At 41.8% G+C, this 23,006-nt stretch carries 17 protein-coding genes, 2 pseudogenes and 1 riboswitch; of the genes and pseudogenes, 10 read left to right on the forward strand and 9 right to left on the reverse strand.

Going from position 1 to position 23,006, the window contains the following annotated elements:
- Nucleotides 1-702: 702 nt before the first annotated feature.
- From EGC80_RS14895 to EGC80_RS14910, 4 genes and pseudogenes are all read right to left on the reverse strand, one after another.
- A pseudogene (locus EGC80_RS14895) lies at nucleotides 703-1,442 on the reverse strand (SDR family oxidoreductase).
- Between the two features lie 107 nt (nucleotides 1,443-1,549).
- Complete coding sequence (locus tag EGC80_RS14900) at nucleotides 1,550-2,251, reverse strand: histidine phosphatase family protein (RefSeq protein WP_101031048.1); 702 nt, start codon at nucleotides 2,249-2,251, stop codon at nucleotides 1,550-1,552.
- A gap of 2 nt (nucleotides 2,252-2,253) precedes the next feature.
- Nucleotides 2,254-2,935, reverse strand: a pseudogene (locus EGC80_RS14905) (phosphotransferase family protein); the annotation flags it as partial.
- A complete protein-coding gene (locus tag EGC80_RS14910) occupies nucleotides 2,923-3,114 on the reverse strand; it encodes a hypothetical protein (protein ID WP_124013028.1) in 192 nt (63 codons plus the stop codon). The gene EGC80_RS14910 and the pseudogene EGC80_RS14905, both read right to left, overlap by 13 nt.
- 718 nt (nucleotides 3,115-3,832) lie before the next feature.
- On the opposite strand from EGC80_RS14910, the gene EGC80_RS14915 reads away from it, so the two are divergent.
- A complete protein-coding gene (locus tag EGC80_RS14915; protein ID WP_124013029.1) occupies nucleotides 3,833-5,482 on the forward strand; it encodes a methyl-accepting chemotaxis protein in 1,650 nt (549 codons plus the stop codon).
- Between the two features lie 88 nt (nucleotides 5,483-5,570).
- Here the strand turns inward: EGC80_RS14915 and EGC80_RS14920 are convergent, their stop codons facing one another.
- Nucleotides 5,571-5,885, reverse strand: a complete 315-nt coding sequence (locus EGC80_RS14920) for a hypothetical protein (RefSeq protein WP_101031052.1) — start codon at nucleotides 5,883-5,885, stop codon at nucleotides 5,571-5,573.
- A 194-nt stretch (nucleotides 5,886-6,079) separates the two neighbouring features.
- Here EGC80_RS14920 and EGC80_RS14925 point away from each other — a divergent pair, with 194 nt between their 5' ends.
- Both EGC80_RS14925 and EGC80_RS14930 read left to right on the forward strand, forming a co-directional pair.
- Nucleotides 6,080-6,574 (forward strand): putative 4-hydroxy-4-methyl-2-oxoglutarate aldolase, encoded by a 495-nt coding sequence (locus EGC80_RS14925; protein WP_124013030.1) that lies wholly within the window; start codon nucleotides 6,080-6,082, stop codon nucleotides 6,572-6,574.
- A 26-nt stretch (nucleotides 6,575-6,600) separates the two neighbouring features.
- The gene (locus EGC80_RS14930; protein ID WP_124013031.1) at nucleotides 6,601-8,424 is read left to right on the forward strand and encodes an AsmA family protein; all 1,824 of its coding nucleotides are present in this window, start codon (nucleotides 6,601-6,603) and stop codon (nucleotides 8,422-8,424) included.
- 314 nt (nucleotides 8,425-8,738) lie between these two features.
- On the opposite strand, the gene EGC80_RS14935 is transcribed toward EGC80_RS14930, so the two are convergent.
- Together EGC80_RS14935 and gloB are read right to left on the reverse strand one after the other, a co-directional pair.
- The gene (locus tag EGC80_RS14935) at nucleotides 8,739-10,292 is read right to left on the reverse strand and encodes a lytic transglycosylase (RefSeq protein ID WP_124013032.1); all 1,554 of its coding nucleotides are present in this window, start codon (nucleotides 10,290-10,292) and stop codon (nucleotides 8,739-8,741) included.
- A gap of 142 nt (nucleotides 10,293-10,434) precedes the next feature.
- Nucleotides 10,435-11,214, reverse strand: coding sequence for a hydroxyacylglutathione hydrolase (gene gloB / locus EGC80_RS14940; RefSeq protein ID WP_124013033.1), 780 nt, complete (start codon nucleotides 11,212-11,214; stop codon nucleotides 10,435-10,437).
- Between the two features lie 366 nt (nucleotides 11,215-11,580).
- Here gloB and EGC80_RS14945 point away from each other — a divergent pair, with 366 nt between their 5' ends.
- Nucleotides 11,581-12,360 (forward strand): methyltransferase domain-containing protein, encoded by a 780-nt coding sequence (locus EGC80_RS14945; RefSeq protein WP_124013034.1) that lies wholly within the window; start codon nucleotides 11,581-11,583, stop codon nucleotides 12,358-12,360.
- Between the two features lie 25 nt (nucleotides 12,361-12,385).
- Here EGC80_RS14945 and rnhA read toward each other — a convergent pair whose 3' ends face one another.
- On the reverse strand, nucleotides 12,386-12,859 hold the full coding sequence (gene rnhA, locus EGC80_RS14950) for a ribonuclease HI (protein WP_124013035.1): 474 nt from the start codon (nucleotides 12,857-12,859) through the stop codon (nucleotides 12,386-12,388).
- A 77-nt stretch (nucleotides 12,860-12,936) separates the two neighbouring features.
- Between rnhA and dnaQ the strand changes: the two genes are divergently transcribed.
- Together dnaQ and EGC80_RS14960 are read left to right on the forward strand one after the other, a co-directional pair.
- A complete protein-coding gene (dnaQ, locus tag EGC80_RS14955) occupies nucleotides 12,937-13,665 on the forward strand; it encodes a DNA polymerase III subunit epsilon (protein WP_101031066.1) in 729 nt (242 codons plus the stop codon).
- Nucleotides 13,666-13,736: 71 nt separating this feature from the next.
- Nucleotides 13,737-15,014, forward strand: a complete 1,278-nt coding sequence (locus EGC80_RS14960) for a TIGR03503 family protein (protein WP_233768663.1) — start codon at nucleotides 13,737-13,739, stop codon at nucleotides 15,012-15,014.
- A 479-nt stretch (nucleotides 15,015-15,493) separates the two neighbouring features.
- Here EGC80_RS14960 and EGC80_RS14965 read toward each other — a convergent pair whose 3' ends face one another.
- Nucleotides 15,494-17,635 carry a TonB-dependent receptor gene (locus EGC80_RS14965; protein ID WP_124013037.1) on the reverse strand — a complete coding sequence of 714 codons (2,142 nt, stop codon included), beginning with the start codon at nucleotides 17,633-17,635 and terminating at the stop codon, nucleotides 15,494-15,496.
- A 264-nt stretch (nucleotides 17,636-17,899) separates the two neighbouring features.
- A riboswitch (TPP riboswitch) is annotated at nucleotides 17,900-17,999 on the forward strand.
- Nucleotides 18,000-18,208: 209 nt separating this feature from the next.
- Here EGC80_RS14965 and thiC point away from each other — a divergent pair.
- Genes thiC through thiS form a run of 4 tightly spaced genes read left to right on the forward strand, consistent with a single transcriptional unit; the run spans nucleotide 18,209 to nucleotide 23,004 of the window.
- Nucleotides 18,209-20,227 (forward strand): phosphomethylpyrimidine synthase ThiC, encoded by a 2,019-nt coding sequence (thiC, locus tag EGC80_RS14970; RefSeq protein WP_124013038.1) that lies wholly within the window; start codon nucleotides 18,209-18,211, stop codon nucleotides 20,225-20,227.
- Nucleotides 20,228-20,232: 5 nt separating this feature from the next.
- A complete protein-coding gene (locus tag EGC80_RS14975) occupies nucleotides 20,233-21,951 on the forward strand; it encodes a bifunctional hydroxymethylpyrimidine kinase/phosphomethylpyrimidine kinase (protein WP_124013039.1) in 1,719 nt (572 codons plus the stop codon).
- Nucleotides 21,948-22,790 carry a HesA/MoeB/ThiF family protein gene (locus tag EGC80_RS14980; RefSeq protein WP_164839475.1) on the forward strand — a complete coding sequence of 281 codons (843 nt, stop codon included), beginning with the start codon at nucleotides 21,948-21,950 and terminating at the stop codon, nucleotides 22,788-22,790. The genes EGC80_RS14975 and EGC80_RS14980 overlap by 4 nt, the downstream gene beginning before the upstream one ends.
- Entirely contained in the window at nucleotides 22,777-23,004 is a 228-nt protein-coding gene (gene thiS, locus EGC80_RS14985; RefSeq protein WP_124013041.1) for a sulfur carrier protein ThiS, read from the forward strand. Before EGC80_RS14980 ends, thiS begins: the two co-directional genes overlap by 14 nt.
- Nucleotides 23,005-23,006: the final 2 nt, after the last annotated feature.

Consider the following 23,006-nt stretch of genomic DNA (forward strand, 5'->3'; position numbering starts at 1 on the left):
TAATTTGATAGCCTTGCAATAGTTGCATCAATCCACGTTCATTGATGTGTTTGTCCAACATGTAATGTCCTAACATTCTGCAACTTAGGCCAGATTTAATTGTATCTAAAATGAGCTCTTGTTGCTTGAGCTGATAGTGCCCTTTGCACTCCCTTCATTAATCTTGATCCATTATGGGATGAATACTAATAGGCACGTTAATTACACCCGCCTATTATGAATAACATAAACTGCCGCCAATATATTCTATTCAGCATCAAATTTTAGTCTCGCTCTATTGATAATCAATTGTGGCGGATTTAGGATCATCATTTGATAGCAGACTGATTTATTGGTTATTAAATCAGAGTGTTTTTGTATGACCAATACTAAATTCGATGTTATATCTGTCATCTATTACTCAGTGAGCTTGCGTATCGGTAGACTACCAAAACAATTTACTGGTTTTTTTACGCCTTGTTGACTAAATAGTGTTGGATTAATGCTGTGTAATAAGCCTTTTGGTAGTGGCTAAAATAATGCCATTATACTGAGAGTGTCAGATGAATATATAAGCTAGTTATAGCATGATGATCCGCATCCGCGACCTAATTCACATTTTTACTGGGTTAACATTGTGCTGATTAATGATTTCGGAAAATTATTGAATCTTTGCAGCATCATCTGGGCTTGTTATCACGATGCTGCGATTTTTGGCTAAACTCAGCTCATTTTACGGATCATGCTGATCGGAGCAATACGCAGCAGCCAATGTAACATTGCCCACGGATAACTTGGCACATAGGCATTAGCCTTTTCTTTTTGGATGGCCTTTACCAAGGCTTTACAACCCGTCTCAGTGTCGACAATAAAGGGGACTGTCTTCACTTTCTGGTTAATTTCACTGCGAATGAAACCGGGATGAACACAAGTGACTTTTATTGGGGTATCCATAACATCAATGCGCATACCTTCAGACAATGAGGTTAAGGCTGCTTTGGTGGCGGCGTAAACGGTCATGGCACGTCTAAAACCACGTACTGCACTGATGGATGACATGGTCACTAGGTGGCCATTATTTTGTTCACGGAATATAGCCATTGCGGCTTCACATTGGGCAATAGCGGCAATAAAGTTGGTTTGCGCAGTTTGTAAGTTGGCTTCAAAAAAACCCGTCCCAATTGAAGCCCCTTTGCCCATACCTGCATTAACGATAACACGGTCCAGTTGTCCTAACTCTTGTTTAAACTGACTAAACACCTCAAAGACTTGTGGGTGGTTGTTCACATCAAGGGACTTAATTAACACCTTGATATGGCCAATAGTTCTTGTTTTAATTGTTCAAGGCGGTCCATTCGTCTGGCGCACAAGGCTAAATTATAGTCTTGCTTGGCAAATTCAATTGCCATGCCGCGCCCTAAACCCGAACTCGCCCCTGTTATCAATATATTTGTCCGTTTCATCATCTGCTCTTTTTATTTTATAATAGTTATTTATATAGTGATTGTCGTTAATGATTGTCTTTAATCTTTATGGCTCTGGGTAAATAAAACTCTAGGTGATTTAATTATTAAATCAAACTGTGTAAATGTCGCTGTTCACCACCAAAAAAACTATGCTCATTCATAGTGATTAAGCTTAATCGTTGTTGTTTTAGCTGTAATTGAGTCACGCTGCAATTAACTAATTGTTTATTGATATTAAAGAACTGGATTTCTGGTATTGATAAAACCTGCATAATAGCAGTACTTATTACGCCGCCAGAGGTGAACACAAATACCGTGTCATCTTGTTCTGTCTGAGTGGTGAGTTGTTGTAAGCCACTGGCCACTCTCTGGCTAAAGTGCTGCCAAGATTCGCTGTAATCATGAGCATTAGGTGCTTGTTGCCATTGTAAAATGGCTTGGCTAAATAACTCAACAAATGCTCTCGTAGGTGAAGCTTGCTGGTGAAGATACTGCTTCATGGCTTCTGGTTTGGCTAATTCTGGGCGATAGACTGCAATCACGTTTTCATGATTAAACTCATTCCACTTTGCACTGATCTGTAATGGGTCGTGTAAAAAGGGGGGTGATAAGGTGGCTAAGCACGCATCACGAGTTTGTTGATGGCGGGTCATGTTGCCACAAATAACACGATTTGGGCGAATAGTGCGTTGATTAAAATGTTCGGCCAAGAGCCTAGCTTGGGTACGTCCTAAGTTCGACAAGTTGTCGTAATTATGGGCGCCAAAACTGGCTTGGCCGTGACGGATTAAATAAATGTTCGCCATGGTTATCCTTTTTGTTTCATTGCACGTTTGCAACGCCACATTAAATAATGAGACAAAATCCAAAACGGTTTAAACGCCGGATTACGAGTTTGCTTGTGGAGGTAGCGATAATAAATTTGTTGCACAATACCCGCTAAACGGAACAAACCAAACACTGCATAAAAGCGGAAATCATCAATGATGATATCCATTTTATCGCAATAATATGCAACCACTTGTTGACGCGTTAGCATGCCGTCAAGATGTGTCGGTTGGCGGCGGGTCATCTGCGCTAAAAAATCATCATCCGCTTCAACCCAATAGGCTAGGGTGTTGCCTAAATCCATCAACGGATTGCCGAGCGTGGCAAGCTCCCAGTCTAATATTCCTTTCACCTTGCCTATGTTATCGGGGTCTAACACTACGTTATCAAACCGAAAATCATTGTGGGTTAAACAAATGGTTGTTTGTGCGGGTTTATGCTGTTGTAACCAAGCCATAACACGTTTCCTGAGGGTGCATTCCATGTTTTAGCTTGAGCATAGTGCTGGCTCCAACCATCAATTTGGCGCAGGGTGTACCCTTCGCCTTTTCCTATGTGATTAAGACCAGCGGCCTCAATGTCAACGTTGTGCAATTCGATCAAACATTCACATTGGTGCACATCGTTGTGGTTTGTTGTTTATCGACTTTTAAGCCTTTAGGTCATTACCTTGTGATTGTGTCAGTAACCAAAACGGCTTATTGTTTTCGCCTTTAAAGGTTATGTCAGTCACTTGCGATGCATTAATCTGTGACTTATCAAAGCGCTTGTCCATGATTTTCCATGGGGGTAATTGGGTACGTAAACTACTGCCAATATTCGTTTTAAAAAAACAGGGCATAATCTGCATACATTGATATTGTCATCGCAAAGCTCTAAGTGCAATGTTTCTGACTGCGGCACCACCGCGGCTTTTGAGACGTTATAGTTCGACATAAAAGGAATGGGGGAGGTTAAGGCGGCTTGTGATAACAGATATAGCGCGACAGTTAACCAATGGGGAAGTGGATTTTGCCATTGATGTGACTCGAACTGTTAATTTCCTTTTAGCCCATAAAAGCTCCTTTCTGATCCTTTTTGTGTGTTGATTGACCGCCGATGTCATAGTATCAATGTCATAGTATCGATGTGGTGGTGAATCATTTATAAGACTGTAGCAGAAGGTGACTGAGTGACAAGGTGTGAAATTGCCAATGCTTTGTTGAATGACCGTTATCAACTCGATTGGCCGATTGCTGATGTTAAGGTCACTAGATCTGTTGGGTTAGCGTCACGACACAGTAGTGATATAGTCGACTATCGGCTAATTGAACCCGCCACTGCGGCACGGTATCATGCCCGAAAACGGGCAAGGAGAATACGGTAACCCTTAGATGATAAAAAATTAAATAACTGATTATTATATTTATTTTTATATAAATATTGATAATTGCCTTGTAAACAACAATTAACCGACTGAGTACACTTTAGGCTTCTACTATTGTTGCCTAGCCTGAACCAACATAAATTCCAATTCTAATATCAAACCAGCCTAATAATAATAATCAAATGGTGCCTATATGAACCCAACCAATATGTTTTTTCGCAAAACGACCATTGCTAACCGTTTACTGGGGATGTTGGCATTAGCTATTATTGCCACGATTGTGGTTTTTTGGTTTTCATTAACCCGAGTTGAAAACGTGTTAATTAACGAAAAAGAAGCCAAACTGAATGCTTTGGTTGACGTCGCTACCACCATAGCAGACAAATATTATCAAGATGCGCAGTCTGGGATCATCACTGAAGATGAGGCTAAAGTCATGGCCTTGGCGGCAATCGATAAGTTGAGATATTCGGGCAATGAATATTATTTCAGCATTGATACTCAAGGGGTAATGATCCAACATCCTTTTGCCAAGAAACTTGTCGATACCAACGTGTTATCAATGAAAGACCCAGACGGTGTAAAACTGTTCGCACAGATGATCCAACGGACAGAGCAACAGGATTTTGCCCGGGTGGATTACATGTGGAACAAACCACAGCAAGAGCAAGCTAGCCCGAAAATGTCCGTGGTCAAGCGTTTTAGACCTTGGGGCTGGATCATCGGTACAGGTATTTATGTTGATGATATTCAAGCCGACAAAAACCATTTTATTACCCAATACTTAATATTACTCACGTTAGTTTGGTTACCAGTCATTTTGCTACTGTTTTTTATTATTCGAAGTATCTCTGTACCTATGATGGAAACCATCAACGCGTTTAAAAATATTGCTAAAGGTGAAGGGGATTTGACCTTACGTTTATCTGAAGAGGGAAATGATGAACTCAAACATATTGCGCATCATTTCAACGTATTTATTAATAAAATCCAGAACGTTATTGTATCGGTGAGTCAGTCGGTTGATGAATCAAGCCGTTTAGCCAAAAACATGTCAATCATTGCACAACAAGCCAATCAAATTTCGACCAATGTACAAGCCGAAACGGCAAATGTTGCGACCGCCATTAATCAAATGTCAATGACCGCATCTGAAGTGGCTTCTAATGCACAATTAGCCGCAGACAGCACCCATCATGCTGACACTGAAGCAGATAAATCTGCTACCGTGGTTGATAACGCGATGCAAAAAATTTCAGAACTATCCAATGAGTTGGCGACAACAGAAGATGTTGCAAAAGGCTTACAAGTGAGTTCCGGTCGAATTGGGCAAATTCTTGATGTGATTGTGGGCATTGCCGATCAAACTAATTTACTCGCTTTGAATGCCGCTATCGAAGCGGCTAGAGCCGGCGAGGCGGGTCGGGGTTTTGCGGTTGTTGCAGATGAAGTTCGTACTCTTGCTAGCCGAACCCAAGCTTCAACAAGTGAAATTAATCTTATCGTCGACGCAATCAGAAGTGCCATTAACAGTGTTAATGCCTCTGTTGCCAGAGCCAAAATAAAATCATCCGAAACGGTCAATGAAGCTCAGCAAGTTGTTGGTGCGCTTGATAATATTAAGTCTTCAATTGAGCAAATATCGCAAATGAATGTTCAAATCGCTGCTGCGACAGAAGAGCAAAGTACGGTTATAGCAGGGCTCAATATGAATATTACCCGTATTAATGACATGTCATTAGAAAATAGAACTCAAAATGAGCTCATTAATAATGGCAGTATGGATATTGAACAAGGTGCGATTGAGTTGCATGAGCTTGTGGATCAATTTAAGGTAAAATAACAGCTTGCTCATCGGGCTGATTGATTCAATTAGCCCGATTGATATGGTGATATTCTATAACGAAATTGACACAGTTAGTTCATCAATATTAACGTGATAATTGCACCATAATATTGATGACATCTTGATACGAGATATTGTATTTGCGTGAAAGATTAATGATTTTAGTTTTATAAGTTTGAATATGCTCTTGTTTAAGTAAGCCTATTTGTTTTTGTTCAACAATAGAATTTACCGTATCTTGCAAGATTAATAAGCGGCGCAAACTAAAGTCCAACGAATCAATATACGCCGTCATTTGCTGTTTATTACGCGCATTTCCAAGGTTTGTTGTGGTGCGTTGTTCGAAGTCTAACTCATCAAATGCATCCATCATTTGTTGTAAATTTAAATCTTCACTCATAAGTATGATTTTTTACGTTATTTTTGGAAATTATATGCATTTTTATCGAATAAGTCACTCTTTAACTTAGTTTGTGGATAGGTTCATAGACTAAGTTAACAGTACTTTTTTGAGTATAATAATGTATCGTTAACAAAACTTGTTGAATTGCCTAATAATTAGTAATCTAAGATTCAGATTTTCAAGGAGGACTTATGTTAGATCTATTACCGAACTTATTCGATCATTACCCTGAACAATTAATATTATTGTCTAATCCATGGCAATCCTTTGGTGCCAAGCCTATATTTTATGGTGAAGTGGTGACCGTAAAATGCTTTGAAGACAATTCCAAGGTAAAATCTGAATTAGCTAAAAATGGGCAAGGAAAAGTATTGGTTGTTGACGGTGGTGGTTCAACCAGACGTGCGCTACTTGGTGACATGATCGCTCTAAATGCATGTAAGAATGGCTGGGAAGGTATCATTATTAATGGTTGTATTCGTGACGCTGGAACCATCAACACCATGCAAATTGGCGTGCAAGCTTTAGGCACTAATCCAATTAAAACGGATAAAAAAGACGTAGGTGAAGTCAATGTAAAAATTGAGATTGCGGGTGTCAGTATTTTTCCTGGAATGATGATCTACGCTGATTTAAATGGTGTTGCTGTCAGTAGACAGGCATTGGATTTAACTATTTTAGCTTAAAATAGCGACAGACAAGGAAGAGCAAAATGAAAGTAATAAAGTGGTTTTTAGCGATAGTGCTAACCTTAGTGGTAGGTGTGACAGTCTATCTGACAATGTTTTTCGATTTAAATAATGTTAAACCGCAAATTGTCGATGCCGTAAAGAAACAAACTGGCCGCGACTTACAAATCACCCAAGACTTAAGTTGGAGTGTGTTTCCCTCTTTAGGAATAAAGCTCGGGGGTATTTCGTTATCTAATCCAGATGGGTTTACGCCTGCATCAATGCTTGATGTTAATGAGGCAGTGGCCAGTGTGGCACTGATGCCATTGTTTAGCCAACAGATTGAAATTGATTTATTAAAGCTAGACGGATTAACACTACATTTAGTGACTCAAAAAGACGGCAGAACCAGTTTTGATGGATTGGCGGCAAAAACCACTGCAGACAAGCCAAAAGCGACAGCAAGTAGCGACACAAAAGCAAAATTGTTGCAGACGTTGGACATTGGCGGCATTGAACTGACCAATACCAATATTAATCTCATTGATATGGCCAGCAATACCACCCAGACCTTCAGTTTAAAAAGCTTTACCTTAGGTCAATTCAGCCTAGGTCAATTCGCTGATTTTGCTTACGAGTTTTCTGCGACGCTTCCTGATATGCAGTTAACATCATCTGGCCAGGGTAAAGTTAAAGTCGACCAAGCATTAAAGAATGTCACTATTAATGATTTTGCTATGGTACACAAAGCCCAAGGCGACAGCTTACCGGGAAAAGCGGTTACCGCAGAGCTCACTACACAAATGACGCTGGCATTAGATGCCAAAACCATAGCGCTGCAATTGACCAAAATATCAGCTACGGACTTAGCCGCAACCGGTGATGTTAAGGTCAACTATGGCACTAGCATTCCGAAAATTGCGATGAATCTAGACGTTGGTGATATTGATGTGGATGCACTACTGCCACAGCAAGAAGACCAGGCCGACAAGCCAGGGGAGAAAACCGACACTGCGCCGAGCCAAGAACCTGATTTATCAGCATTAAAGAGTATGGATTTAATCTTAAATTTGACCGCTAAATCAATAAAAGTCAGTAATATGCTGACGCAAAATTGGCAAATGAAACTGGCTATTAATAAAGGTGTATTAACCTTATCGTCGCTCACTGCCAATTTATATGAAGGTAAACTAGCGCTTAGCGCTAAGTTAGACGCTCGTAAAGCGGTGCCGACGTATCAGTTTGATAAAAAATTGACTGGCGTGCAAATTCTTCCATTATTAACGGATGCGGCAGAAGTGGATTTGATTTCTGGTACAGCGAGCTTTGAAGTTAACGGCAGTGGCGCTAGTTTGATCCCCGATAATATGAAAAAAAATCTCGAAGCCGTGGGTAAGTTTGAAGTGGCAGATGGCGCGCTCTATGGGGTTAATATTCCGCAGATGATCCGCAGTGCACAGCAAAAATTAAAAGGTGATTTATCGGCAGATAAAAAAGAAGCCTTAAAAACCGATTTTACCAGTTTAACCGGCAGCTTTACGCTTAAAGACGCTGTCGTTAACAACCCTGACTTAACGATGGCTTCACCGTTAATACGTTTAAAAGGTAATGGTACGGCAAACATTGCTACTGAAGCCTTGGATTACACGTTAACCACCAGTGTGGTGGGTTCCTTATCGGGTCAAGGTGATGCTGTTGATGAATCACTCAAAGGTGTTGATATTCCATTAACCATTAAAGGCACATTCCAAGATCCTAAGTTTGGTATTGATACCAAAGCGTTATTAGAAGGCCAATTTAAAGATGAGGCCGACAAAGCCAAAGAAAAGCTAAAAGAAGGATTGTTTAAAAAGCTTGGCATTTAATTGATCGTCTTTGGATACTAGTGGCTGTAGGTCTTCTTTACGACTACAGCCTTGTGAAGGCGACTAGCGCTTATGATATACAATTGGTTATCTTGGTAAGCAAGATGTACTTAAGTCGCGGTAATGACAGTGCAGATAAAGCATCAAAACGTCATTGAGCACGATGAACAGATTAGCATTTATCTGCCCACATTTTACTGCATAAAAAAAACGGACAGGTTATCACTTGTCCGTTTTTTTATGTGAGGCTTGAAATCAGCACTGTGTCAAATTTTCAAGCTAAGATCACCACAATCACCCATTCGCTACAGTGACTAGCTATTGGTCATGATCAGTTTTAATATTTGTCCAGGTTGGATCAAGGAACTGCTTTGTAAACTGTTCCATTCGATTAATTCAGCAACGGTAACCTTGTATTTAAGGGCAATACGCGATAATGAATCACCTGATTTGACTCGATAGTTAACGGTTTTCTCATTGCTAGCGTTGCTATTGGCGACTTCATTAGGAAAAATAACTAACGATTTACCTATGGTTAATGTCGATTTTTTCTTAAGATTATTCCATTTAACTAATTGTGCCACGTTCACTTGTTGTGACTGTGCAATTTTCCATAACGAATCACCAGACTTAACGGTATAAACTTGTTTATTTGGGCTAGATTTAACCACAGTTCGGCGAGCCAGCACTTGGTCCGCGATCATCGTCGCTAAATCGGGATCTTTTGCTGCAACAGGAATAATTAAAAACCTACCGGCAATAATATTATTGCCTTTAATGCCATTACTGCTTCTTATTAACGTTGCAGTCGTCTCAAATTGATCGGCGATTTCGCTGATACTGTCACCAGACTTAATTTTATAACGAACCCAGTTAATGCGAGAGTTTGGTTCAATAGTGGCTAATGCTCGTTTAAAGGTTGCCGCTTTATCACTAGGCACAATCAATTGATGTGGCCCTTGTGGTGCCGTTGCCCAGCGCTTTAAACCCGGATTAATCGCTTTTAAATCATTGATGTCTATTTGAGCGAGATCTGCCGCTAAGTTAATGTCTAATTGGCTTTCAATATTGACCACTTCTATTTGTGGCGAATTATCGATAGCAATTAAATTGATACCGTATTTGTCAGCATGTTTAATCACATCTGCCAATGCTAATAATTGAGGCACATAGTGAGCGGTTTCTCGTGGAACAGATAATGACCAGAAATCGGTAGATTTTCCGCGAGCTTGATTATGTTTTATTGCATTGAATATTCGGCCTTCACCAGAATTATAAGCGGCAATGGTATATAACCAATTGTGATCCATTTTGGCGTAGAGGTATTCCATTAAATCTAAAGCCGCTTTTGTGGACGAGGCTATATCACGGCGTCCGTCGGACCACCAATTGGTTTTCACTCCAAAAGAAATCGCGGTCGGTGAGGTTAATTGCCATAGACCTGATGCGTGACTTGGAGAGTAGGCTAGTGGGTCAAATCCACTTTCAATAATCGGTAATAATGCGAGCTCTAAGGGTAAATTGCGTTGTTCAAGCTGTTCAACGATGTAATACAGATATGGCTTAGCACGTTGGGTCACAATCTCCAAATGCCGCGGATTATCGATGTACCATTGGCGGTAATGATCCACCAATGTATTCTCGACAATAGGGAAACGCATTTGATTGCTGATCCTGAACCATAAGTTGTTAACTTCAGCAACTTGTTCTTCAATTTGATCAAGGGATACCGTCGCCGATTTTTTACTTTTAGCGTTAGATGTAACCGTCTGGGTTGTACTATCAGAACTTGGCTCTGAAGTGTAGAGTGTTTGGCACCCTGCTACAGCCAGCATACTGCCAGCTATAATAAATAAGTTAGCTTTCATTTGAAGATACACTTCCTCAAGTTTTCAGGCATTAAAATGGAACATACCAAATGCCTTCAAGACTTTTTTGGTCATGCTAATTCAATTTCGCATTGTAGATTAATTATTTTAACTTGTCTTATTAAACTGTTTTCATGTTGATCTAAAAGTTGTTTTTCCATAATCTAATTTGTGTAAATGTTTGAATAGTATCTATTTCTTTTTCTTTTAGTTGGGCCGCAATTGCGTTCTGAGTCTCATGTAGGTGGCAACGTAAAAAAGGGTTGATGGCTTTTTCTGTGCCTATTGAGCTCGGAATAGTAGGTTTTTTTTGTGCTCTTAATCGTTTGACCTTGTCTGCATAATCAATTAATTGCTGATTATTTGGTGTGACATGTAGCGCAAATTTAAGGTTTGCCTCGGTATATTCATGGGCACAATACACTTTGGTGCTATCGGGCAGCTGTGCAAGCATTGAAAGTGATTTAAGCATTTGTTCCGCGGTTCCCTCAAATAAACGTCCGCAGCCCGCGCTAAATAAAGTATCACCACAAAACAGGCTTTCCTGTAGATAATAAGCAATATGTCCTAAGGTATGTCCCGGAACCGCCATTATGGTTATTGGATCGAGATGGGGAACATTGAGAGTGGATTGTGATCCAACGTTAAGAGGATGAGTTAACGCTGCAATTTTTTCATTATCAGGACCATATACATTAAGCGCATGCTTGAAATGTTGCTGTAACATTTCAATACCGCCGGTATGATCAGCATGATGATGAGTGATTAAAATTCCGACTAATTTAAGATCTGTTGTTGAGATATAATCAATAACACTTTGACCACAGCCAGGGTCAACGACGTAAGCATAGCGACTGTTTTCTTGATGAATTAACCAAATATAATTATCGTTAAATGCAGTAATAGTATGAACGTTAAGCATGATCTTACTCAAGTGATGATTGACTATCAGTTAGGGTAACGGATATCGTGAGACAATACCAAATTCATGGGTTATCGGGTAACACTTCGGCCATTTAGTGTGATGTCACGACATCACTGGATTGAAGGCACCGTTATCCTAGGTAACCGCTTCCTTGTTGTCTTGTTTGATAAAGGCGTCACTATTATTTCAACCATGAGTGAACTAAAAAGCTTGATTGACTCTGAGTGATAACAACGTTAATCATGTTGGTATAGTGTTAATTTATGCCATGTTAGACAGTATTAATGATCGGTAGCTGAAAATTAAATAAGCTATGGTAGAGTTGACTCAGTAAATCTGACATTTTTAAAGTTGGCGGGCTCCATGTTAAAACCCCATATTTGGCAAGACTTACCTTTTGGTGAATTGTTACAAGCCGAGATAGAAGCTAAATTAGCACCTTGGTGGCCGCGCATATTTGGCTATCATTTACTTAAAGCAGGGGCGTTAAGCAGCCAGCTAAACAGTCTACATTGCAATATTGCACGACACTTTAGTGTTTATGACGGTGCGGATGCCAGTATTCAGGCCGATCCTCATCATTTACCGGTACAGCAAAGTGCCATTGATGCTGTGCTAAGTTGTTTTTTACTGGAATTTGAATCGGATCCCTATCAAATTTTACGTGAATTCGATCGGGTGCTCATTAGCAGTGGTTATATTTTTATTGTTGGGTTTAATCCTATCAGTCCAGCTTTTATCGGCAAAATCCTGCCAAAATATCAAACTCAATTACCTTGGAATGGGCAATTTTTTATGCCATCAAGAGTTAAAGATTGGCTCGGATTACTGGGTTATCAAGTTTTAGCGGATGAACGCTTAATGTACCATTCGTTATTAGGGCAAAGCGGTGTCAATATGCCTTATCAAGCCAACAAACCTCAACAAACACCATGGTGGCAAAAAAGTATTGCTAATTGGTTGCCCAGTACCGGCAGTGTCTATTTAATCGTGGCTCGAAAAATGACCACACCGCTTACGCCAATAAAAGATAAATCAAAGCTAAAAGCACCTAATTGGTCAACCGCACCAACAGCAGGCCGCACTGGATTAACTCATACCCAACGTATTAAAAAACCATTGTTAAAACCGACAAAATATTAGCAATACATAAATCATAGTTAAGCCATTACTCTGGCTTATAACCCGTATCGGCTTGTTGAGGCTTAGCTTCGGCGGCTTTTCGAGCCAATACGTCACAACGCTCGTTTTCAATATGGCCTGCATGGCCTTTTACCCAGTGCCAGTCAATTTTGTGTAATTGACTGGCCGCATCTAAACGCTTCCATAAATCGACATTTTTGACCGGTTGTTTGGTTGAGGTTATCCAACCCTTTTTCTTCCAACTATGGATCCAAGTCATAATGCCTTGACGCATGTACTGGCTATCACTGGTTAAAATAATATTACATGGTTCATATAAAGCTTCTAAGGCAATAATCGGGGCTAAAAGCTCCATGCGGTTATTGGTCGTTAATGAGAACCCATCGGCTATTTCATGGTGTTGATGTTTATATTTCATTACCACGCCATAACCGCCAGGTCCGGGATTTCCTAAGCAAGAGCCATCAGTAAAGATATTCAGCTGTTTGAGTTCGGCCATCAAATTGTTACCATAGCGAAATATTCGCGCCAGTATACTCAATTTATACCAAGGCGAGGGCTGAATGAGTAAAAAATATGAACATAATTTCCAGTGCTAGTCGTCAAGTCATTCTCGATACCGAAACAACCGGTATGAACCAAGCTGGTGGGCCAATACATATTGGTCACCGAATTATCGAAATTGGTTGTGTTGAAGTGATTAATCGTCGCTTAACGGGTCGAACGTATCACCAATATATTAATCCTGGTCAAGCGATTGATGAGGAAGCTATTCAAGTTCACGGTATTAGCAATGATCGTGTTGCTAACGAACCGCGGTTTCACCAAATAGCGAAAGATTTCATCGATTTTATCGATGGCGCTGAAATTGTGGCTCATAACGCCAGCTTCGACGTGAGCTTTATGGATCATGAGTTTTCGAAACTCAATCCTATCGGGCCGAAAACCAAAGATATTTGCAGTATTTTAGACAGTTTGGCGATTGCGAAACGTTTACATCCAGGCCAAAAAAACAATCTAGATGCACTGTGTCGACGTTATGGTATCGATAACGGTCGCCGTACGTACCACGGCGCGTTACTCGATGCAGAAATTCTTGCTGATGTTTACTTAATCATGACGGGTGGACAAATTAAGTTTAATTTGTCTAATGAAAAAGCAGGCTATGAAGCTGGCGGAATAAAAAAAATCGATCCAGTTGCGTTTAATCTTAAAGTCGTCGGTGCGTCTGCCGATGAAATACTATTACATGAACAACGACTTGATCTCATTGCGAAGTCAGGTAAATGTCTCTGGAGAGGGTAAACCAACCTTATATGATTGCCACTCGCACCGGTTATCTTGCAATTGCTTGTTTATTTTCGCTTGGTCTCATCATGGCTTGGCAACCTTATGCCCAAGCTTCAATGGTCATAGCATCCCAAGCTGCAGAACTTAAAAATCGTTTTCGAATCGATCATATGGTTGATAATCTAACCTTGGTGATTCAACGCACCTATGGTTCTGCTCCTGTGGTGGTGATTTTACCTGATGGCAGTAAATGGTATTCAAATCGTCATCCCCAGACCGTAAAATGGGTGGATGGTCTTGCTGCCGATATGATTTATATCGAAAAGCCGATGCCAGGGCCTTGGCAGTTACTCGGTAATGTGGTCCAAGGCTCGACCATCAAAAAAATCTCTAAGTTGGACATTGAGGTACAACCCTTGCCACAACCCCTATATCAAGGGGAAAGGCTGAAAGTGACCGCTAGACTCTTGGGTGATAAGTTAACCATGAGAATGCCGGGTTTAGATTACATGGTTGAGTGGACGGCTCGTTTTACCAGTGAGCGCCTTGCTAGCGATAATAATTTTGCAACAGGAACCATTATTGTTGGCGCGTATCAAGACAATGGTGAAAAGTTAGATGAAGTGCCAGACGATGGTATATTTACCGGTAACCCTAATTTACAACAACCCACCGGCCATTATGTGCTCAATGTCACTGCACGAAATGATGTGTTTGAACGCGAATATGTGATGCCTTTTGAGCTTTCGCCACAACCGATAAACGTTAAAATGGAGCCCAATAGCGACCCATTAAAAGACATATGGCAAATACAATTATCGGTTGATGAATCTGTTGTTTTGTTAGCACAAACTCATTTTGAGTTTGAATTAGTGGGGCCTGCCGGGTTAAAACTGCCGATCACATTGCAAACCGTGACCAGTCCAGATCAAATTTTATATCTACCTAAAGTGACCAAGTTTGGTAGTTATCGGGTTAAAGGTTATGTGGTGTCGACAACAGTCGATGGCCGTGAAATCGTCCTTAATTTACCAGAAATGTTTTTCAATTTAATCGAACCGGCTGCGCCTGCGCCAACAGCCCAAGCGCTGGCTGAAAAAGCGGCCATTCAGACTGCCATTGAAGAACAAGTGGCCAAGGATAATGCCATGTTTTGGATTATTACCATTAACGGGGTACTCTTTTTAGTCGGCGTTGTTGGTTTGGTGGTGTGGCGTAAAAAGCAGACATTGGCAAAGGCGATGGCAGCGGCAGAACAAAGGTTAAACAAAAATCGAGTCGATGAAGATAAGCCCAAAGACAGTATTCTTCAAAGCGTCGACTTAGATGATATTGATTTGAGTATCCCAGACGATAAAACCTAAGCCGCCAACTCGAGTATTGTTTTACCAAATATTAGCGGCTGACAATGGACAATATGTTTTGTGTCTATCTAGCACTCCGTGAAAGGTTAGGACGCTTTATTAGAGATAGTCGGTCTATCACAAGTATCGAAGACAAATGTGTAGTCCCATAAGCTCCGTCAAAATAAGACTAAAATCTCTACATCACGATAGACGTTTTTGCTTTAACACCAACAGCAGCAGTAGCTCAGTTGGGCCCACAATGTGATTTATATTGTTTGGCCCTAATTCCATGAGTGAATTCCATTAGTGAATTCCATTCGTGGTTTTTTCGCTTCATTATTAATGGGCCGCGGTCTGTCACTAAGGGCTCTGCGGGGTCATTCATTTAAAAATCAGTGGCAGATTGGTAATGCTTCAAAAAAGTGTTACTAACGTATGAGGATGCCACGACTTAACCAAACGTAAACTTGATTTTTTTAGCACGCCTCTGGTGTCAATTAGAATGCGAAACTAACATTGAGCTCCAATGAGCGGCCTGCACCGGCTATTGGTTCAAAGCCGTTACTGCTGTCTGCTTTGTATTGTGCAACACTGACACCGCCCAGCGGCAATTGATAATAGTCATCGAGTAGGTTGTTCACTGCGATGGTCATTGTCACATCTTGCCATTGAATACTGCTGCTTAAGTTAAGCCGTGAGTAACAGTCTGTTGAGTTTTCTAAACGCTGACTATCAACGCGATCTTTGCTTGCAACCCATTGCCAGCTAACACTATTTTGCCAATCCCCCCGTTCTTGCTGTAAAGCCAACTCAGTTTGCAAAGGCTTTATTTGATATAAGGGCTCGTTACTGTCATTTCTTTCCCCGCGAGTCGCACTGACATTAGCGACCATTAGCCACTTACCACTGCTGTTTTCTGCTAGTTGATATTCAGCATCCATACGTGCGCCAAACAGGGTGGCGTCAACATTGGCAAATTGTAAAATATTACGCCGAGTATTGGCCATTGTGGTTTTGTTAAAATGACCTACCACATCGGCATCGATATAGTCTTTAATGGTGCTATACCAGGCGGTTGCACTAAAAGCTAAATCGTCTTGTACCAGCTTGTATGCTGCACTTAAGGTATGTGCCGTTTCGGCGCTAAGATCAGGATTACCAATATAGCCATTTGCATCACCGTACCAACCAATCATAGTCGTGGCCATGGTGCTTTGACCCCAGCTATAGCGTTCATATAAATTAGGCGCGCGGCTCTTTCTCGCTAAGCCTAATTCAATGACTTCGGTATCACTCAATTGATAACGCGCAAGCAGGGTAGCGTCGATAATATTGTCATTGCGCTTACGATAAAGGTCATTGAACTCGTTAGCTGCGGTAGCATTCACATTTGTCATGCCCATCATGCTCATGGTGTTGTAGGGTTGTACTTCACCTGTGCTTGTTGACACATATTCATAGCGTACACCAGCCGACAGCCACCAACGACGATTTAAGGTTTGCTGCCATTCACCATAAAGAGCTGCGCGTTGACGCTTGCCGTCATTAATATTGATATAATCATTGGGCCCCATCATGGTAGAACCATTAATAGCAGGCCAAGTATCATCAAGTTGATAAACATAATATTCTTGCCCAATCAGCAAGGTACTGTCTGAACTTATGGGTAATAGCCAATGCAGTTGGTAGCTGTAATCTTTACCTGTGGTTTCCATTGGCATCATGCCGATTTTTTCGTCAGTAAAAAATCCCATTTCATGTTCAACACTGTGCCAATTGACTTGGGACGTGAACAGACCTTCGTTATCGAGTTGCAATTGATAGCGGGCTAAAGCGCCATAACTGTCATTGTTAGTCATGTCCATATATTGGTTGGCAAAACCTTGATAAGGAATATGCTGATGTGTGAGTTTAATGGCAATTTGTTGGCTATCGTCTTGCCAAGCTGCGGTTAAGGCATGATTTTGTGATTGGTATAGCGTGTCTAATACTTTATCGCCATGACCATCGGTATAGCTGTTTGCATCTTCAAATGAGCCTTGATAACTAACACTGAGTTCTTTGCTTGCTAGGGTCGCATTGACACCAGCTAAAAAGGCGTCGCTAGCGCTGCGATAACCTGCAGCCACATTACCGCTGTGCCATGTGACCGTATCGCTATTCGCAAAAATGGGATTTAAGCTACTGATTTTTATCACACCGGCAATATTATCGCCGCCAGCACTGACAGGAGATACCCCCGCGACCACCTGCGCAGAACTGATTTGATTTGCAGACACATAGGAGAGCGGCGGATTCATGTGATTGGCACATGATGCGGTAATGTCGCTGCCATCAATAAGTATCTTAATGCGATCGCCCATCATGCCATTTAAAATAGGTAAGGCTGATACGCCACCGGCTTGTGAAAAATCGACGCCTTGTTTTTTGAGTAGATTTTCTGCTGAGCCTAACAGGTCTTTATGTGCAGTTTGTTGTCCGTGTACCGTGACGTGTTCAATGCGAGAGCTATCTTGTGCAGTGTACTGCTTAGCTATCACTTGTGGCGTAATGGCAACACTGATCGCCAATGCGATTGATGAGTAAAGCCAAGGAGTATTGCTTAATACATTAAGTGTTTGCTCAGTCGATTTTGTCAAAACGATCACCTTTTTCGGTCAAGGATATGTACCATTGATGAATGCTATTAATGGTACATATGAGATTTGAAAAAATTATAACCTGCTAATAAACTTAATAAATGCGGCATATTGTCGCACCTTTGTTTAAACTTGCGTCATAGGATGAGTTAATATTTTAATGACACATGAGTCAGGCTATCCACTACGCCGATAAGTGATGATATTGGTACTATTTACACATTAAGGTCTTGTTATTTTGATACAAGCTTGCTTATACTGGCGGACATCTTGTCGGAGTGCCATTATGGCTGAGACCGTTTATTCGGGATCCGTTGAACCTGATCAGGCTAGAACCTGCGAAGGAAACAAGCGTAATAATCATGATTATTGAGGAAGATAAATAAAGTATTAACAACAGAATAAGTGATGCTTAATCCCGGGTCTATTTATCGGTTTTGATATCCTGTTAGGTTATTATTTTACTATTTTTTACATATGATTATTAACGTGAACAATAGCGTTTGTATTGTTCACTGCTGCTATCAACACCTCTCCAGACAAGCAACTCTACTCTTAATAATGAGGTTGCTAATGTCAAATCCAAACCGTCGTCAAACTCGAGCTAACGCTCAACAATTTATAGATACCCTTAAACCGTTACAACACCCTAATTCTGAAAAAGTCTATTTACCCGGCAGCCGCGCGGACATTAATGTTGCTATGCGCCAAGTTAATCAATCTGATACCGTGATGGGTGGCAGCGATGCCGAGCCCATCAAGCAAGCTAATCCGCCTATTATGGTGTACGACTGTGCCGGTGCTTATTCTGATCCCCGAGCCAATATCAACGTCTGCCAAGGTTTGGCTAAAATTCGCCAAGCTTGGATTGATGAACGTGCTGACACCGAACAATTATCCGCAGCAAGTTCTGGTTTTACGCAGCAAAGACTCGCCGACGATGGTGTAGACCATTTACGTTTTGATGCTCTTGTTGCCCCGAAACGCGCTAAAACAGGCAAATGTGTGACCCAAATGCACTATGCTCGCCAAGGCATTATCACCCCAGAAATGGAGTATATTGCCATTCGTGAAAACATGGCTCGCAGTGAGGTTACAGACAGTGTACTGACTCAAAAAGCACCTGGGGAAGCTTTTGGCGCGCATATCGGCCAGTTAATTACCCCTGAATTTGTTCGCGATGAAGTGGCTCGAGGTCGAGCGATTATTCCGCTTAATATTAATCACCCAGAAACTGAACCTATGATTATTGGGCGTAACTTTTTGGTTAAAGTGAATGCCAATATTGGCAATTCAGCAGTGACATCTTCAATTGAAGAAGAAGTTGAAAAACTGGTGTGGTCCACTCGTTGGGGCGCAGATACGGTAATGGACTTATCGACAGGGCGCTATATTCATGAAACGCGTGAATGGCTTATTCGTAATTCTCCAGTGCCTATTGGCACAGTCCCCATTTATCAAGCATTAGAAAAGGTTAATGGGGTTGCTGAAGATCTTAATTGGTCAGTGTTTAGAGATACCTTAATTGAACAAGCTGAGCAGGGAGTGGATTATTTTACTATCCACGCCGGCGTGTTATTGCGTTATGTGCCGATGACGGCTAAACGCTTAACCGGTATTGTGTCGCGTGGCGGTTCTATTATGGCTAAGTGGTGTTTAAGCCACCATAAAGAAAGTTTCTTATATGAACATTTTCGCGATATTTGCCAAATTTGTGCTCAATATGATGTGTCGTTGTCATTAGGCGATGGCATGCGCCCCGGCTCTATTGCCGATGCCAATGATGAAGCCCAATTTGCAGAATTAGCAACCCTAGGTGAGTTAGTTAAAATTGCATGGCAATATGACGTGCAAACGATTATTGAAGGCCCTGGTCATGTGCCGATGCAGCTGATTAAAGTCAATATGGAAAAACAATTAGCCCATTGTGACGAAGCGCCATTTTATACCTTAGGCCCACAAACCACCGATATTGCTCCTGGTTATGATCATTTCACCTCGGGGATTGGTGCTGCCATGATGGCCTGGTACGGCGTGGCAATGTTGTGTTATGTCACCCCCAAAGAGCACCTGGGTTTACCTAATAAAGATGATGTAAAGCAAGGACTCATCGCGTATAAAATTGCTGCCCATGCGGCAGATGTGGCTAAGGGACATCCTGGGGCTCAAGTGCGAGATAACGCCTTATCAAAAGCACGTTTTGAATTTCGCTGGGAAGACCAATATAACTTAGGTCTTGATCCTGATACCGCACGGGCTTATCACGATGAATCATTACCGCAAGAGTCAGCTAAAGTGGCCCATTTTTGTTCGATGTGTGGACCCAAATTTTGCTCAATGAAAATCACCCATGAAGTGCGCGAATATGCCGCTAATCTTGAGCAAGCACAAGCGCTTAAGATTGAAGTTGCTTCAGCTAGCGCTTATCAAAGCCACCCTCTAGATCAACATTCAGATCAAACTCAAACCTTGAGCCAAACTGAGGCGATGGCGCAAAAGTCGGCGGAATTTAAAGCCGCTGGATCGGCGATTTATCATGAGGTTAAACCGGTTGTAAAAGCCGATATCGACTTAACGGCTGAGGTTGAATAATCACTATGAATTCAACGACGCTTGTCAGTGAATACATAACGCCAACACCACCTATTGTTTGGACTATAGCCGGTTCAGACAGTGGTGGTGGGGCTGGTATTCAAGCTGATTTATTAACCATGCAGGATTTATCGTGTCACGGGTGTAGCGTGATAACCACCTTAACCGCGCAAAACTCCGTTAGTGTAAGCCTGGTTGAGCCTGTTTCTGAACCTATGCTATTGGCACAATTTGCGAGTTTACTGGCTGACTTACCGCCAGTTGCGATTAAAATCGGACTGTTGGCATCCCAAGCTCAGGTAGACCTATTGGCGGAGTGTTTGACTCAAATGCGAATGACGCGAAAGATTAGGCCGTTTGTGATACTTGATCCTGTGATGGTCGCCAGCAGTGGTGCTAGCTTTAATCCTATGGATCTCGATTTTAGTCCTCTTATTGGCTTAATTGACTTATTAACCCCTAATCAACATGAATTACGCCGCTTATGTCGTCATTCCGTTTTGGCACAACATCGAACTGATGAGATAGATGTTGAACCGCCTGTTGAGTCATCTAATAGATCATCTATTGAAATAAACACCGTTAGCACTTTGCAACAGCAGATGATCAACAACGCTAAGTGGTTATCAGATAGCTTTAACTGCCATGTACTCGCCAAAGGAGGTGATGCCCTGTGGCAGCACCAATTTGCGATAGATATTTATGTGAGTAAAGCCGTAAAGGGCGCCAGTATTGCCCACGATAATGCATCATTTACATTAACCAGTCCGCGGATAACCTTGAGCAATAATCATGGCAGTGGTTGTACATTATCATCTGCTATTGCATGCTTTATCGCCCATGATTTGGTGGTGCATGACGCTATCGTATTGGCAAAAGCTTATGTCAGTAAAGGCTTAGCATTAGGCTTCTGTCCTGGGCAAGGTGCTGGTGTGTTAGCCCGAACGGGTTGGCCCGATGATCTAGAGGTTATGCCGTTAATCAACTTAATCACATCAGGCAATCTAGCTCAAGCTTTTACGGTTAAGCGCGCGGCGCATAATGGCTTTACAGGCTTGCTTCAACCGTTAGGTATTTATCCCGTTGTTGATGATCTTAATATCCTAAAACAACTGCTAGTAGTAGGTTGCAAGACAATCCAATATCGCACTAAGCTCGATCCAGATGCAGACTGTCAGCCGCGATTACCACTGGAAAACAATATCATCACTGCGATTAAACTGGGTCGCGAGTTTCATGCTCAGTTATTTATCAATGACCATTGGCAATTAGCGCTTAAACACGGTGCTTTTGGGGTTCACTTAGGTCAAGAAGACATGGCAAGTGCAGATTTAAGCGCGATTGCCGATGGTGGACTTGCATTAGGCTTATCCAGTCACAGTTATTTTGAAGCCTTGTTAGCCCACCAGTATTCACCATCCTATATTGCCCTCGGGCATATTTTTGCCACCACCACTAAAAAAATGCCATCAGCCCCCCAAGGGGTCAATAAGCTGACTCGTTATGTCAGCTTATTTTCGCGTCATTATCCAACCGTAGCGATTGGCGGAATCAATCTCAGTAACCTTGCGTTAATTGCTAAGACAGGGGTGGGTGATGCTGCGGTTGTCAGGGCTGTGACCACTGCTGTAGATCCCGCCAAGGCTTATCTAGCCTTGCATCACAAATGGCTACAGCTTACACGGTCGTTACCGCAAGTGAATTTATCTGCGGAGGGCGTATGAACACTTTATCTGATAGGCACTATATCCAGTACTCGCGCACCATGTTACTGAGCAATATAGGGGAAGCGGGTCAACTTGCCATTATGAATAGCGCGGTGGTGATTGTCGGCGTTGGTGGATTAGGCCATGTAGTGGCGCATTACCTCGCGGCAGCAGGTGTTCAGCACATGCTGTTAATTGACCACGATGTTGTTGAGTTATCAAACTTACCAAGGCAACTGTTGTTCACGGCCGCAGATATTGGCCAAGCAAAAGTCAAGGTTGCAAAAAAGGTGCTAAGTGCTGCTTACCCTGAGATCAACATCGATGTGCTAGCGGGAAAAGTCACGGCCCAGCATTTTAATAAGCTTGCCAAGCAACAGATGAGTAAAACCGTGGTGTTTGACTGCACTGATAATGTCAGTGCTAGGCAGCTTATTAACCAAATGTGTGTTGAGCATCAATTGACACTGGTTAGTGGGGCGATCAGTGGTTATCAAGGACAAGTGTTTTGTATTGATTTTTCATGTTCAGGCTCAGATTCAGACCCATATTCAGACCCAGGCTCAAATTCACCATGCGGTTGCTATCGTTGTTTATATCCACTTGATATGGACATGGCGCAAAATTGTACCCAAGCAGGCGTGCTTGGGCCTGCTGTGGGTATTATTGCCAGTATGCAAGCGCTGGTGGGCATACAACATATCAGTAATACCTTTACCCAATACGGTATTTTACATCATTTTAATGCTAAGGATTTACGCTGGCAGCATGCCAATATGACTCGAGACCCAGACTGTGAAATGTGTCATCAGCAGGCATTAACTCAGCATGCGGAGCAGCCTAATGACACATATTGATAGCCACTCTCAGATAACGTTGCAACTCAATGGGGTCGAACAAATCGTTCGGGCTAATTTGAATGTAGCCGAATTATTGATTTTATGTGATTTACCCACTCAGTCTGTTGCCATCGTCGTCAATGATAGTGTTGTACCACGAAGCCGTTGGATGCATATATTGTGTCAAGCGAACGACAATATTACGGTCTTTTCTGCCGTTGCTGGAGGTTAATA

The organism is Shewanella psychromarinicola (genome assembly GCF_003855155.1).
Lineage (GTDB): Bacteria > Pseudomonadota > Gammaproteobacteria > Enterobacterales > Shewanellaceae > Shewanella > Shewanella psychromarinicola.